The sequence below is a fragment of the Cupriavidus necator N-1 genome (genome assembly GCF_000219215.1).
Taxonomy (GTDB): Bacteria; Pseudomonadota; Gammaproteobacteria; order Burkholderiales; family Burkholderiaceae; genus Cupriavidus; species Cupriavidus necator.
The window spans coordinates 1,987,197-1,999,464 of record NC_015726.1; the positions used below are offsets into that span (position 1 = coordinate 1,987,197).

The 12,268-nt window shown below is 65.7% G+C and carries 13 protein-coding genes; 1 reads left to right on the plus strand and 12 read right to left on the minus strand.

Annotated features, from left to right (window positions below; translation table 11 throughout):
- The 7 genes from CNE_RS09355 to CNE_RS09385 are packed head-to-tail and all read right to left on the minus strand — an operon-like array spanning position 1 to position 5,777.
- Positions 1-1,287 (minus strand): MSMEG_0569 family flavin-dependent oxidoreductase, encoded by a 1,287-nt coding sequence (locus tag CNE_RS09355; protein WP_013956891.1) that lies wholly within the window; start codon positions 1,285-1,287, stop codon positions 1-3.
- Positions 1,288-1,322: 35 nt separating this feature from the next.
- On the minus strand, positions 1,323-1,610 hold the full coding sequence (locus CNE_RS09360) for an MSMEG_0570 family nitrogen starvation response protein (protein ID WP_013956892.1): 288 nt from the start codon (positions 1,608-1,610) through the stop codon (positions 1,323-1,325).
- An 8-nt stretch (positions 1,611-1,618) separates the two neighbouring features.
- A complete protein-coding gene (locus tag CNE_RS09365; protein WP_013956893.1) occupies positions 1,619-2,614 on the minus strand; it encodes a sll0787 family AIR synthase-like protein in 996 nt (331 codons plus the stop codon).
- Positions 2,611-3,165: an MSMEG_0567/Sll0786 family nitrogen starvation N-acetyltransferase gene (locus CNE_RS09370; RefSeq protein ID WP_013956894.1), complete on the minus strand. Its 555-nt coding sequence runs from the start codon at positions 3,163-3,165 to the stop codon at positions 2,611-2,613. The genes CNE_RS09365 and CNE_RS09370 overlap by 4 nt, the downstream gene beginning before the upstream one ends.
- The gene (locus CNE_RS09375) at positions 3,162-4,265 is read right to left on the minus strand and encodes an MSMEG_0568 family radical SAM protein (protein WP_013956895.1); all 1,104 of its coding nucleotides are present in this window, start codon (positions 4,263-4,265) and stop codon (positions 3,162-3,164) included. The genes CNE_RS09370 and CNE_RS09375 overlap by 4 nt, the downstream gene beginning before the upstream one ends.
- The gene (locus tag CNE_RS09380; protein WP_013956896.1) at positions 4,258-5,274 is read right to left on the minus strand and encodes a Nit6803 family nitrilase; all 1,017 of its coding nucleotides are present in this window, start codon (positions 5,272-5,274) and stop codon (positions 4,258-4,260) included. The genes CNE_RS09375 and CNE_RS09380 overlap by 8 nt, the downstream gene beginning before the upstream one ends.
- Positions 5,275-5,294: 20 nt before the next feature.
- Positions 5,295-5,777, minus strand: coding sequence for an MSMEG_0572/Sll0783 family nitrogen starvation response protein (locus tag CNE_RS09385; protein ID WP_013956897.1), 483 nt, complete (start codon positions 5,775-5,777; stop codon positions 5,295-5,297).
- Between the two features lie 414 nt (positions 5,778-6,191).
- Between CNE_RS09385 and CNE_RS09390 the strand changes: the two genes are divergently transcribed.
- Complete coding sequence (locus CNE_RS09390; RefSeq protein WP_013956898.1) at positions 6,192-7,583, plus strand: aminotransferase-like domain-containing protein; 1,392 nt, start codon at positions 6,192-6,194, stop codon at positions 7,581-7,583.
- 87 nt (positions 7,584-7,670) lie between these two features.
- Here the strand turns inward: CNE_RS09390 and CNE_RS09395 are convergent, their stop codons facing one another.
- The 5 genes from CNE_RS09395 to benA all read right to left on the minus strand — a co-directional run bounded on the left by CNE_RS09395 (position 7,671) and on the right by benA (position 12,243).
- A complete protein-coding gene (locus tag CNE_RS09395) occupies positions 7,671-8,366 on the minus strand; it encodes an alpha/beta hydrolase (protein WP_013956899.1) in 696 nt (231 codons plus the stop codon).
- A gap of 96 nt (positions 8,367-8,462) precedes the next feature.
- The gene (locus tag CNE_RS09400; protein WP_013956900.1) at positions 8,463-9,248 is read right to left on the minus strand and encodes a 1,6-dihydroxycyclohexa-2,4-diene-1-carboxylate dehydrogenase; all 786 of its coding nucleotides are present in this window, start codon (positions 9,246-9,248) and stop codon (positions 8,463-8,465) included.
- A 17-nt stretch (positions 9,249-9,265) separates the two neighbouring features.
- Positions 9,266-10,285, minus strand: coding sequence for a benzoate 1,2-dioxygenase electron transfer component BenC (benC, locus tag CNE_RS09405; protein ID WP_013956901.1), 1,020 nt, complete (start codon positions 10,283-10,285; stop codon positions 9,266-9,268).
- 21 nt (positions 10,286-10,306) lie between these two features.
- Positions 10,307-10,822, minus strand: a complete 516-nt coding sequence (gene benB, locus CNE_RS09410; protein ID WP_013956902.1) for a benzoate 1,2-dioxygenase small subunit — start codon at positions 10,820-10,822, stop codon at positions 10,307-10,309.
- Complete coding sequence (benA, locus tag CNE_RS09415; protein ID WP_013956903.1) at positions 10,819-12,243, minus strand: benzoate 1,2-dioxygenase large subunit; 1,425 nt, start codon at positions 12,241-12,243, stop codon at positions 10,819-10,821. Before benA ends, benB begins: the two co-directional genes overlap by 4 nt.
- Between the last annotated feature and the right edge of the window lie 25 nt (positions 12,244-12,268).

Genomic DNA, 12,268 nt, shown 5'->3' on the forward strand with positions numbered 1-12,268 from the left:
TCAGGCGGCCAGCGCAGTGTCGCTCTCGCCCGCGGCAATCAAACCGGCGAGGTATTCGGCGTCGCGCGCGATGCCGGAGAATCGCCCCGATCCCCACGTGTGCAACCACGGCAGCCCGAGGAAATACAAACCGGCGTGCGCGGTCACGCCACGTTGATGGCCCGGATAACCGCGGCCGTTGAACACCGGCACTTCGAGCCAGCTGAAGTCCGGTCGGAAGCCGATGCACCAGATGATCGAACCAATGCCGGCTGCCTGGGGATCAAGTTCGGTGCGCTCGGCCGGGGGCGTCCACACGGGCTCATAGACGCTTGGCGGCGGTGCCTCGATGCCCCGCTCCGCGATGAACTTGTCGATGCTCGCGTTGATGCGGTTGTAGGTCGCATCGGCGTCGTCCAGGTTGTGACGAAGGTCCGCCGCAAAACGAAGCTGGCCGTCGCGGTAGTCGCCCAGCACGCCGTAGAGCTCCATCCCCTCGGTGGCGAACTTGCGCAGGTCGATATCGCGGCCGCCGTCGCGACCGGTGACGTAGTGATTGGTGTTATCGCGCACGCCCTCGCGCAGCGGATGCTCGGTAACGGGCAGATCGTAGTACTTCATGTCCGCGAGCCAGTCCACGACGTCCCGCCCGCGATAGAAGCGCGCGCAACGCGGCGCCTCGCCGACGGCCAGATACACCTTGCGCCCGCCCAGGTGCAGGTCTTCGGCAATCTGCGCGCCCGACTGGCCCGAGCCAACCACGAGCACCGCACCCTCGGGCAGCGACCCGGGATTCCTGTATTCGGACGATTGCAATTGCCGGATCGACGTCGGCAGGCGCTCGGCCATGCGCGGCACGATCGGCGTGTGATAACCACCCGAGGCCACCACCACCTGGTCCGCGGTGAATGCACCCTGGCTCGTCACCACGGAAAATCCCCCCTGGGCGCGCGCCTTCACTTGCCGCACCTCGGTATGCTCGAGTACCGGCGCGCCGACCGTCCGGATAAAGCCATCGAGATAGGCCGTGATTTCATCCTTCTTCATGAAGCCGTGCGGATCATCTCCCTGGTAGGGATAGCCCGGCAGCGCGCATTGCCAGTTCGGCGTCACCAGGCAGAACGCATCCCAGCGTTGCGTGCGCCAGGCGTGCGTGACGGTGTGCTTCTCGATGAGCAGATGGTCGATGCCGGCCTGCTTCAGGAAGTAGCTCATCGATAGTCCAGCCTGGCCGCCGCCGACAATGATGACGCCGTAGTGCCTGGGCTCTGCGGCCTGGCCCGGATTGGTGTTGATGATGTGGGACATGTTGGATCCTTTGAGGCGAGGAATTTGAAGAACGGTTAGCTGCCAAAGCCGAGAAAACGGACGGTGGCGCCGTCCTGGCCCCGGAACCGCTGCGCGGCAATTTCCAGGATGCGGAGCTGATCCATTGCGGAGGAGCAGGCGTAGCCATACCTGGCCCGCACCCGCTCGGATGCGGCGCCCAGCGCGGTACGCGCACGCTCGACGAACTCGTCCAGCGGATACGCTGTCCCTTCGACAAAGTGCTCCGTGACGATGGAGGATGGGGAATAGCAGGCCATATCGGTCTGGTCAGGCCAGCGGATGCGGAAATGGGTAACCGGCATGGCAGTTCTCAGGTTGGGGAATCGATCGGCGTGGCCAGGCGCGTCGGCAGGATGAACCCCGCCTCGCGCAAGTCCCACAACGTGGCCCGTTCGCCGGCGTGCGTGAGCGTGGCGACACGGGAATCGTCGATGGCGCCGATCTGGGCGCAGGCAATGCCGCGATCGAGGAAGCGGCGTTCGACCGCCTGCGCATCGTCGTCATCGACGGCCAGCAGGAAGCCATAGCTCGGGAATGCCGTCAGCCATCGCTCCAGGGGCACGCCAGCGGGCCGGGGAATGCGCTCCAGCGCGATGCGGGCGCCCACCCCGGAGCATTCGAGCAGCATCAGCGCGGTGCCAAGCGGACCCGCCATGCTGATGTCCTTGGCTGCGGCGCAAAGGCCCTCTTCGGCCAGCACAGGCAAGAGTTCGAGATCCGCACGCAGTCGTTCGCCCGGTGCGCCCGTGGAGGCGTTCCAGAACGGATATGGCTCCGCGAATGCGCCGCGCAGGTCCACGGCCATCAACAGGCGCTGGCCGGGACGCGCGGCGAAGCTCGACAGCAGCTTGCGCGCACGACCGAGGATGGCCACGGCAAGCTGGCTTTGCTCGCTGCGCGCGTTGCTGTGACCGCCGACGATCGGCACGCCATAGGCGGCAGACGCCGCGGCCATGCCCTTGAGCACCTCGGCGGCGTCGGCGGCGCCATGGCTCCATAGCGCATCGACCACGGCCGTCGGCCTGCCGCCCATCGCATAGATATCGCTGATGTTCACCATGACCGCGCTGTAGCCGGCGAACCACGGCATGGTGCGGATGAAATCGCTGACCAGTCCTTCGATGGCGAACAGCAGGTAGCCGTCGCCATCCCGCAACGCCGCGCAGTCGTCGCCTACGCCCACGGCCATGGCCGCGTTGCGTCCGGCGGCCGCTGCGCCGAGCGGCGACAGCATGGCCGGGATATCGGTCTTATGCGCAAAACCGCGGCTGCTGCGCAGAGTGTGTACGAAATCGTCGAGGCTCATCTCACGGCCCTGCCTTCGGTAATCAGGCCCGCGTGCGGGGTATGGCAAGGCGGGTAATGGTTCAGGTCAGCCTGCATCAGGTGGTGAGGCCGCCCGAGCAGCGTCTCCTCGGCCAGGACGTTCCAACGCAAGCGCCTGAACAAGGGCACGTTCTGGCTCTGCACGTGTGCAAGGAAGCGCCGGCAGCCGATCGCGTGGGCGCTGCTCACCGCCAGGCGGATCAGCGTCGCACCGATCTTTCCCTGGCTTCGGTATGCAGCATCCACCGCAAGCCGCGAGCCGAACCACACGCCCGGCTCGCTTTCATGGATGCGCACGGTGCCGACCACGGTCCCGGGATGACCCGGCAACTCCGGCTCGAAGCGCACCGCCACCAGCAGTTGCGCCACATCGTCCACCGCGTCCCGGTCGTCGCCCGCGAAGATGCCCTGCTCCTCGCAGAACACGACCTGGCGCAGCCGATAGGCCTGCTCCGCCTCCCAGGCGTGCTCGGCCCAGCGGATGCGGAATATCGGGCTGCCCGGCACCTCGACGCAGAGATCGCTTTTCATGATGTCGCTCCGTCGGTCGCCAGTGCCGCCTCGCGCTCGTAGGTCGCCAGCGACGAGCACGCGCCGCACTTGCCGCAACCCGCCTTGATATCGGACGAGCGCATGCCGGCGGCGCCCAACATGGCGCCGAGCGGCTGCAGGATCGACTGCATGAAGGCCGGCGAGGGAGCCGGGTGGTCCTCCAGCGGCGTGCCGGAGATCGGCACGAAAGGCACCACGAACGGATACACCCCGAGTTCGATCAGCTCGCGCGAGAGCGACAGGATGGCTTCTGCGGTGTCGCCGAGTCCCGCGAGGATGTAGGTGCTGACCTGCCCCCTGCCGAACACGGCAACGGCGGCCCTGAAGGCTTCAATGTAACGGCTCGGCGGCACCGACGCCTTGCCCGGCATGATGCGCTCGCGCACCGCCGGCGTGACGACCTCGAGGTGCATGCCGAGCGTGTCAATGCCGGCGGCCTTCATGCGCTCGAACCAGCGGTCGTCATCGGGCGGCTCGCACTGCGCCTGGATCGGCAGGTCGACCGCGGCCTTGATGGCGAAGGCGCTCTCGCAAAGAATAGCCGCGCCCCGGTCCTGCGTCGGCGGCGTGCCGGTGGTCAGCACCATATGCCTGACGCCATCGAGCAGCACTGCGGCGCGCGCCACTTCGGCCAGTTGCTCCGGCGTCTTGCGCGCCACCGTACGGCCTGCCGCCAGCGACTGGCCGATCGAGCAGAACTTGCAGGTCTTCTTGCGGCTCTCGTACCGGATGCAGGTCTGCAGGACGGTCGTGGCCAGCACGTCGGCGCCATGCAGCGTGGCGATATGCGAGTATGGGATGCCCTCCAGGGTCTGCAGCGCATAGAAGCGCGGCGCCTTCGGAAAGCTGATGCTGGCAATCGGGATGGTGCCGCGCATCAGCGCGCTGCGCCCCGTTCCATCGGGCGCCTGCGCCACGAACGGCGAGTGCCACGCGGTGCTGGTATGCACCGGCACCATGATGGTCACGCCGTCGATGGTGACCGCCTTGTGGTCGGACGGACCGGCCCCGCCGCGCCGGCTGGCTGCGCCGGCATTTGGGTCTTCCAGGCGCAGCCCGACGGACTGCAGCTCAGTCATCAATTGCCGGCTCGACGCCGGCACGGTCGCGCTGGATGTCATCGCGGATGCTCCCATGGAAGTTGGAGAAGGCGCCTGCCATCGGCACTGCCGTCACCGCCGGCCGTTCATTGATGGCCAGGCTTAGCAGTTCCGGGCGCGCGTAGTGGCCCACCGAATCCATCATTCGCTTGCGCTTGGTGATGAGCGACATGTCGAGGTCGGCAATGACCATGCCCTCGCCCTCGCGCAACGGCGGCGCCAGGTGCTGGCCCTCCGGCGAGATGATTGCGGTGTTGCAGCCGCCGCGCAGCGCCTTCTGCAGCGCCGGATCGGTGGTCACGGAGGCGATCTGCGCTTCGGTCAGCCAGCCGGTGGCGTTGACGACGAAGCAGCCGGATTCCAGCGCGTGATGCCGGATGGTGACCTCGATCTGCTCGGCAAAGATCGGCCCGACCAGCGAGCCCGGGAACTGGCTGCAGTGGATTTCCTCGTGCTGGGTCATCAGCGCGTAGCGGGCCAACGGGTTGTAGTGCTCCCAGCACGCCAGTGCGCCGACGCGGCCAATCGAGGTCTCAGCGACTTTCAGCCCGGCCGCGTCACCCTGTCCCCAGATCATGCGTTCGTGGAAAGTGGGCGTGATCTTGCGGCGCTTGACCGCGAGGTTGCCCTCGGTGTCGAAGATGAGCTGCGTGTTGTACAGGCTGCCGTGGTCGCGCTCGTTCACGCCGAGCACCACGACCATGCCGTGCCGGCGTGCGCGCCCGGCGACGGCATCGGTGACCGGGCCGGGCACCACCACGGCCTGCTCGTATAGCCGCATGTGGTCGCTGCCGGAGTGCACCGGCGGCCGTACGAAGGAGAAGTACGGGTAGTACGGCACGAAGGTCTCAGGGAAGACGATCAGCTGCACGCCTTTCCCGGCGGCCTCGTCGATCGCCTCGCAGACCTTGGCCAGCGTGCCTTCGCCGCTCTCGAGGTCGGGCGCGATCTGGACCGCGGCCGCGCGCACAATGCGTTTCTGTAACATGGTGGCACCTGCCCTTTTGCTCAAACCGTCCAGGTGTCGATGATCAGCGCGTTCTCCTTGCGATGCAGGAGCTTGAGGTCGAGCACGTCGAGCGGATTGATCGGGCGGATGCCCTCAATCAGCGAGGCCTCGCCGTGGCCGTACAGGGCCTGCAGGGCGAAGCGGCAGGCGTAGACCTTGCCGCCCTCTTCCATGAACTTGGTGAGCTGCTTGTTGAAGTTCATGTGGCCGGGGAACGCCTCGTCGCCAAGCGTCGGGAAGCCGCGCTGAACGCCAAGGTTGACGCCGGGGCCGTACAGCAGGATCGAAGTCTCGAAGCCCTTGCGCAGCAGGCGTGTGGCCTGGAGCAGGTTGACGAAGCCGATCGAGCCTTCGAAGGCGACGGTGTGGAATGTCACCAGCGCCTTCTCACCGGCTTCTGCCTTTACGTCCTCGAATACCTTCTCTTCATAGTCGACCAGGAAATCGCCCTTCTTGTGGGCCGGTTTGCTGACAGCAGGCATGCTTCTCTCCTTTGCGTTGATGGGGCAGTGCGGTCGCTCGATCCCATGCCGATCGACCGTTCGGCGCCAGGCCGAACACGCCAACATCCGCAACCGATGTGCCACTCAATGCCCGCAGTCATGCGATCAATCTCCAATCAAGCCGAAGCCGACCAAATGATCGGCCCAATGATCGCAACGGCTTTGGCCATGGATGCCACCAAAGGCGCACAGCGCACGCCATGACGGCTTCGCCACAATGCACGTTTTTGAACGGGAGCAAGCCGCCTGGGTGCGCACGCGTGGTGCACGAGCGTTGATATCGCACCATCATTGAGAACTTCATATGCAATCGCTTGCGCGGCTTGGTGAGCGATCATTCGGATGCTACCCTCAGGCACTGAATTCCATCGCATCGCGCAGCGGGAGACCACGGTGTCCAACCTGACCAGCCATTGGGTAAAACGTATCGCCGGCAGTGCCAAGCCTGCCTATCTGCTGATTCCGGACCTGATCGAGGAGGCACTGGCCGACGGCCAGCTGCGCGCGCGCGACCGGCTGCCGCCGCTGCGCGACCTGGCCGAAGCGCTGCAACTGAACTACACCACCGTGGCGCGCGGCTACAGCGAAGCAAGGAAGCGGGGATTGATCGACACCAAGACAGGAAGTGGCACTTACGTGCGCGGACGTGCGCCCGCGGTGCCGCTGCGCGGCGGCACGGGTGCGGAGATGACCATGAACATGCCGCCGGAGCCGCCCGCGATGACGGAGCGGCTTCGTGCCACCATGGCGCAACTGCTGGAGGCCGCCGACCCCTACTCGCTGCTGCGCTACCAGGACTTCGGCGGCACCCCGGCCGATCGCTCCGTCGCCGCGAAATGGCTGCGCCGCTGGGTGCCGGCATGCAGCGCGGACACCGTGCTGGTCACGCCTGGCATCCACAGCGCGCTGGTCGCACTGCTGTCGCAGCTCGCGCGCCCGGCGCAGACGATCTGTGCCGACGCGCTTGCCTACCCCGGCATCAAGGCTATTGCCGCGCAGCTCAATATCCAGCTACAGGCGCTGCCCGGCGACGAGGACGGCCCGTTCGCCCACGCCTTTGAAGCCATGTGCAAGACACAGAAGCCCGCGGCGCTCTATTGCAATCCGACCATCCAGAACCCGAGCACGCGCACCATGCCGCAGGCACGCCGCGGGCAACTCGCCGAAGTCGCGCTGCGCTACAGCGTGCCGATCATCGAGGACGATGCCTACGGCATGCTGCCGCTGCGGGCACCGCAGACGTTTTCCGCGCTCGCCCCGGAACTCACGTATTACGTCACCGGCTTGTCCAAATGCCTGGGCGCCGGGTTGCGCATAGCGTTCCTGCACGCCCCCACTGCCCGGCAGGCGCAGCGCCTGGCTGGCACCCTGCGGGCAACGACGGTGATGGCGAGCCCCATCAACACATTGCTCGCTACATCCTGGATCAAGGACGGAACGGTAGACGACATGCTCAAGGCCATCCGCGCCGAAAGCGCAGCGCGGCAGCTGATTGCGCGCCATGTGCTCGAGGGCCTGGCCTATGACGCGGACCCGGAAGGCTTTCACCTGTGGCTGCCGATCCCGGCGGCTTCAGCGTGGAGCCCGTCGGAACTGGCGCTCCACCTGCGCTCGCGCGGCATCGGCGCGGTGTCGGCCGCCGCCTTCTCGACCGACGGCAACCCGCCCGATGCGATTCGTGTCTGCCTGGGCGGCCCGGGCGAGCGCGATGAGATCGAGGAGTCGCTGCGGATCATCGCGGAAACGATCGACAATCCGCATCATTTGCATTCAGCGATGCTGTAGCCGGGGGGCTCCCCTTGATTCCCGCGCAGCTTTCCGCTGTTCGGCGCACTGCGCAGCCTGGTCCGGCGGGCGCCGGCGTTCAGGGCGCTATCCTTTGACCGAGTCGGTCGCGGCTTCGTCGATCAACGCTGCAACCTCGGCGGGCTTCGAAGCCAGCGAAGCATGGCTTGCCGCCAGAGTAATGACCTTCCGGGGATTGAGGCGGGCCGACATCTTCAGTTGGTTTTCGGGGGCGATCATTCTGTCTTCGCTGGAAATCTGGTACCAGGACGGCTTCTTTTTCCAGGCCGGCGTCGTGATGATGTCGCCGAAGGTGCTTGCAAGCGGCGCCTTCTGCGTCACCGCCATCACCAGCGCGTCGTCGGGCGAAAGATCCTGGCAGAAGCTCTCATGGAACTTATCGGACTTGAGCCACAAGTAGCCGTCGCTGTCGGGTTCGAGATTGGGAGCCGCAACCGGAAGATGCTGCTGCGTAAGGCCACCAGGGCTCTCCCCCGCATCTGGCGCAAACGCCGCGATATACACAAGCCCCACCACATTGGGCTGGTCACCCGCCTGGGTTATCACAGCACCACCGTATGAATGCCCCACTAGGAGGACCGGCCCTTTCTGCTGGGCAATCATCTTGCGGGTACGCTCGACGTCGTCAGCAAGCGATGTCAGCGGCATTTCAACGGCGCGGACGCTCGTATACCCCTTTCGCGCCAGTTCAACGATGACTTTTCCCCAATGCGCGGCACCTCCCCAGAAGCCGTGCACCAGAATGATCGAGGGCTTGCTCATGATCTGACTCCTATCTGCTAATGAAAGCTGTAAGCCGAGCAATGCAACACGCTGCAGTCCCTCGGCGGTTGGACTGCGCTCCAATCGATGCCACCGTCAACCCTGATCCCCGCCGCCGACCGGCAGGACCGTGCCGGTAATGTACGAAGCCTCGTCCGAGGCCAGGAACAAGATGGCATGCACCTGTTCGTCGATCGTGCCATAGCGGTGCATCAGGCTCGAGGCCCTGGTCTGGTCGACGATGGCCTGGTACCAGATGGCCTCCTGCTCGCTCTGAGCTGCCATGTTGCGCGGAATCCTGCGCGGCGGTGCCTCAGTGCCGCCGGTGGCCACTGCGTTGACGCGCACGCCTTCGTGCGCATGCTCGAAGGCGAGGCTGGCCGTCAGTGCGTTGACGCCGCCCTTGGCCGCCGCGTAGGGCACCCGGTGGATGCTGCGCGTGGCAATCGACGACACGTTGACGATGACGCCCTGCCGGCGCGCGACCATGCCGGGCAGCACCGCTCGGCAGCACCACAGCGTGGGGAACAGCGAGCGCCGGATCTCGGCTTCGATCTGCTCCTCCTCATAGGCCTGGAAGGGCTTGGCCCAGATTGTGCCGCCCACGTTGTTGACGAGGATGTCGATGCGGCCGAAGGCTGCTTCGGCCGCTTGCGCCATTTGCGTGGCGCCGGCATAGCGCTCCAGGTCAGCGTGCACTGCGATGGCCTGCCCGCCTGCGGCAACGATCTGCGCCGCGACTTCATCGACCAGCGCCGAGCGGTCGACCAGCGCTACCGAGGCGCCCTCGGCGGCGGCGGCCAGTGCGACGCCGCGGCCGATGCCTTGCGCGGCCCCGGTCACGATCATGGCTTTGCCGGCAAAGCGTGTAGCAGTTCTCATGTTGTCGTGCTCCTTGCTCATGCCGCGTTGCTGGCCGAGAACTTCTCATAGTAGAAGCCGGCGGGCGTGATGCCGCTCTGCTGCAGCCAACCGCGCACGGCCTCCACCATCGCCACGGGGCCACACAGGTAGATGTCGACATCGCCGCCGTTAAGCCATTCCGGGTCCACATGGGCTGTGACATAGCCCTTGCGGGCGTGATTGCTGGCGGCGTCAGCAACACAGGTACGGTATTCGAAGCCAGGCAAGGCATCCTGGGCCGCATTGATGCGCGACAGCACCACCAGGTCGATGTCGTTGGTGACCCCGTAGACCATGCGCACCGGCTGCGCACAGCCGCTGGCGGCCAGTACATCGAGCATCGACAGGAAGGGGGCGATGCCGGTGCCGCCGGCCAGGAACAGCACCGGCCGCGCCACCTCGCGCAGGTAGAAGCTGCCGTAGGGGCCCGAAATAGCCACGCGCTCGCCGGCCTTCGCCTGGCTGGTCAGCCACGTACTCATCCGCCCTTCCGGCACGTTGCGCACCACGAAGCCGGTGCGCGCGCTGCCGGGCGGCGAGCTGAAGGAATAGGAGCGCGTCTGGCTGGTGCCCGGGATCTCGACATTGACATACTGGCCGGGCAGAAAATCCAGGCCGGCGGCCCCGTCCAGGTCGATGGAAAAGCCAATGGTCGAATCGGAGAGCTGTTCCAACTCGGCCAGCGTCCCCTGGTAGGTGGTGACGCCGGTCTTGCACGCGGCCGACGAGGCGGGCACGCGAATGACGCAGTCCGAACGCGGACGGGTCTGGCAGGCCAGCACGTAGCCCTCGGCAGCTTCCTCTGCGGTCAGTGCATCCTCGATATAGCTCGAGGCCGGCAGGTCATAGCTGCCCGACTCGCACAGCCCCCGGCAGGTACCGCAGGCGCCGTCGCGGCAGTCCAGCGGGATATTGATCTGCTGCCGGTAGGCGGCATCGGACAGGGTCTCGTGCTCGCCGCAGGTGATGAAGCGGGTGACGCCGTCCTCGAATTGCAGGGCGATGGTGTGTTCCATGGCGCGGTCCTCCAGCCTGGATCAGATGTGATAGATGTCGATGACCTGGTTGATGTAGTCGTTCTTGAGCACGACATACTTGTCCAGGATGCGCGGCTGCCCGCCGGAGAGGTCGAGCGTGTAGCGCGACATGCCGAAGTAGCTGTAGGTGGTCTGGTAGCGATGGCTGAGCGTGTGCCAGTTGAAACGCACGGTGCAGGTGTCGCCCTCCACCCCGAGCACTTCGACGTTGCTCAGGTTGTGGCTGGTGCGAGTGTCCGGAATGGTGGCGCTGGAGCGCTCGGTCTTGATGCGAAACACGCGATCCTCCAGGCCCTGGCGGGTCGGGTAATAGATCAGCGAGATCTCGCGCTGCGGGTCGGTAATCAGCTTGCCGTCGTCATCCCAGCAGGGCATCCAGAACTTTGCGTCGGGGTGATAGCACTCAATCCATGCGTCCCACTCTTCGTCATCCAGCAGCCGTGCCTCGCGGTACAGGAAGGACTGGATGGCGGCCACGTCGACCGGTTTGTCGAAGGTGATGTCGGCGGTGCTCATGCTGCGCTCCCTGCGGCGGCGTCGGTGGCTTCATTCGCGGCTTCGGCGGATTGCTCTGCCACGGCCTTCTTCATCACGTCCAGCCAGTAGCGGTGCTGCACTGTGTAGAGGCCCTCGTCCTCGGTACGCACCCCGCTCATCACGGGCTTGAGTCCGATGCGCTGCGCGGCCTCGTCGGCACCGTCGATCCAGTGCTTCGCGCCGCGGCACATGTCGTTCCAGGCCAGTGCCTGCCCGGCGTAGCCCTGCTGGCAAGCGCGGAACTCCTCAAGGTCGTCGGGCGTGGCCATGCCGCTGACGTTGAAGAAATCCTCGTATTGGCGGATGCGGCGCGCGCGCGCCTCGTCGGATTCGCCCTTCGGCGCGATGCAGTAGATGGTGACCTCGGTCTTGTCGACGGCCAGCGGACGCAGCAGGCGGATCTGAGAGCCGAACTGGTCCATCAGGTAGACGTTGGGGTAGAGGCACAGGTTGCGCGAGTTCTGGATCATCCAGTCCGCGGTCTCCGCGCCGCAGCGCTCGGCGAATTCCTCGCGGCGGCTGAAGTTGGGGCGGTCCTGCGGGTTGGCCCAGCGCGTCCACAGCAGCATGTGGCCGTGCTCGAAGGCGTAGAAGCCACCGCCCTGCTGCCCCCACTTGCCGGCGTCCATGGCGCGGATCTTGTCTTCCTGCGCGTTCTTCTGCTTGCGCTGGCTGGTGGTCGCAGCGTAGTTCCAGTGCACCGCCGACACATGGTAGCCATCGGCGCCGTTCTCGGCCTGCAGCTTCCAGTTGCCCTCGAACGTGTAGGTGGACGAGCCGCGCAGCACCTCGAGCCCGTCGGCCGACTGGTCAACGATCATGTCGATGACGCGCGCCGCTTCGCCGAGGAAATCCTGCAGCGGCGGCACGTCCGCGTTCAGGCTGCCGAACAGGAAGCCGCGGTAGTTTTCGAAGCGCGCCACCTTCTTCAGGTCGTGCGAGCCTTCCTTGTTGAAGCAGTCAGGATAGCCGGCGTTCTCGGGATCCTTCACCTTCAGCAGCTTGCCGCTGTTGTTGAAGGTCCAGCCGTGGAACGGGCAGGTATAGGTGGCCTTGTTGCCGCGCTTGTGGCGGCACAGCATGGCGCCACGGTGGCTGCAGGCGTTGATGAAGGCGTTCAGCTCGCCCTGGCGATTGCGCGCGATCACCACCGGCTGGCGGCCGATATGGGTGGTGTAGTAGTCGTTGTTGTTCGGGATCTGGCTTTCGTGCGCCAGGTAGATCCAGTTGCCCTCGAAGATGTGCTTCATCTCGAGTTCAAACAGGTCTTCGTCGGTAAAGGCCTGGCGGTGCAGGCGGTAGTCGCCGCTTGCCTTGTCTTCCACCAGGAAGGCATCGAGGTCGAGGCGCCTGGCGCTGGGGCGAACGGGGGCCTTGCCCTCCGGATAGATGGGGATCATGGAGTTGTCTCCTGCCGATGTCTGT

Excerpts from the sequence above, each read along its gene's own strand:
- CNE_RS09355 (WP_013956891.1), bottom strand. The coding sequence starts at position 1,287 with ATGTCCCACATCATCAACACCAATCCGGGCCAGGCCGCAGAGCCCAGG.
- CNE_RS09360 (WP_013956892.1), bottom strand. The coding sequence starts at position 1,610 with ATGCCGGTTACCCATTTCCGCATCCGCTGGCCTGACCAGACCGATATG.
- CNE_RS09365 (WP_013956893.1), bottom strand. The coding sequence starts at position 2,614 with ATGAGCCTCGACGATTTCGTACACACTCTGCGCAGCAGCCGCGGTTTT.
- CNE_RS09370 (WP_013956894.1), bottom strand. The coding sequence starts at position 3,165 with ATGAAAAGCGATCTCTGCGTCGAGGTGCCGGGCAGCCCGATATTCCGC.
- CNE_RS09375 (WP_013956895.1), bottom strand. The coding sequence starts at position 4,265 with ATGACTGAGCTGCAGTCCGTCGGGCTGCGCCTGGAAGACCCAAATGCC.
- CNE_RS09380 (WP_013956896.1), bottom strand. The coding sequence starts at position 5,274 with ATGTTACAGAAACGCATTGTGCGCGCGGCCGCGGTCCAGATCGCGCCC.
- CNE_RS09385 (WP_013956897.1), bottom strand. The coding sequence starts at position 5,777 with ATGCCTGCTGTCAGCAAACCGGCCCACAAGAAGGGCGATTTCCTGGTC.
- CNE_RS09395 (WP_013956899.1), bottom strand. The coding sequence starts at position 8,366 with ATGAGCAAGCCCTCGATCATTCTGGTGCACGGCTTCTGGGGAGGTGCC.
- CNE_RS09400 (WP_013956900.1), bottom strand. The coding sequence starts at position 9,248 with ATGAGAACTGCTACACGCTTTGCCGGCAAAGCCATGATCGTGACCGGG.
- benC (WP_013956901.1), bottom strand. The coding sequence starts at position 10,285 with ATGGAACACACCATCGCCCTGCAATTCGAGGACGGCGTCACCCGCTTC.
- benB (WP_013956902.1), bottom strand. The coding sequence starts at position 10,822 with ATGAGCACCGCCGACATCACCTTCGACAAACCGGTCGACGTGGCCGCC.
- benA (WP_013956903.1), bottom strand. The coding sequence starts at position 12,243 with ATGATCCCCATCTATCCGGAGGGCAAGGCCCCCGTTCGCCCCAGCGCC.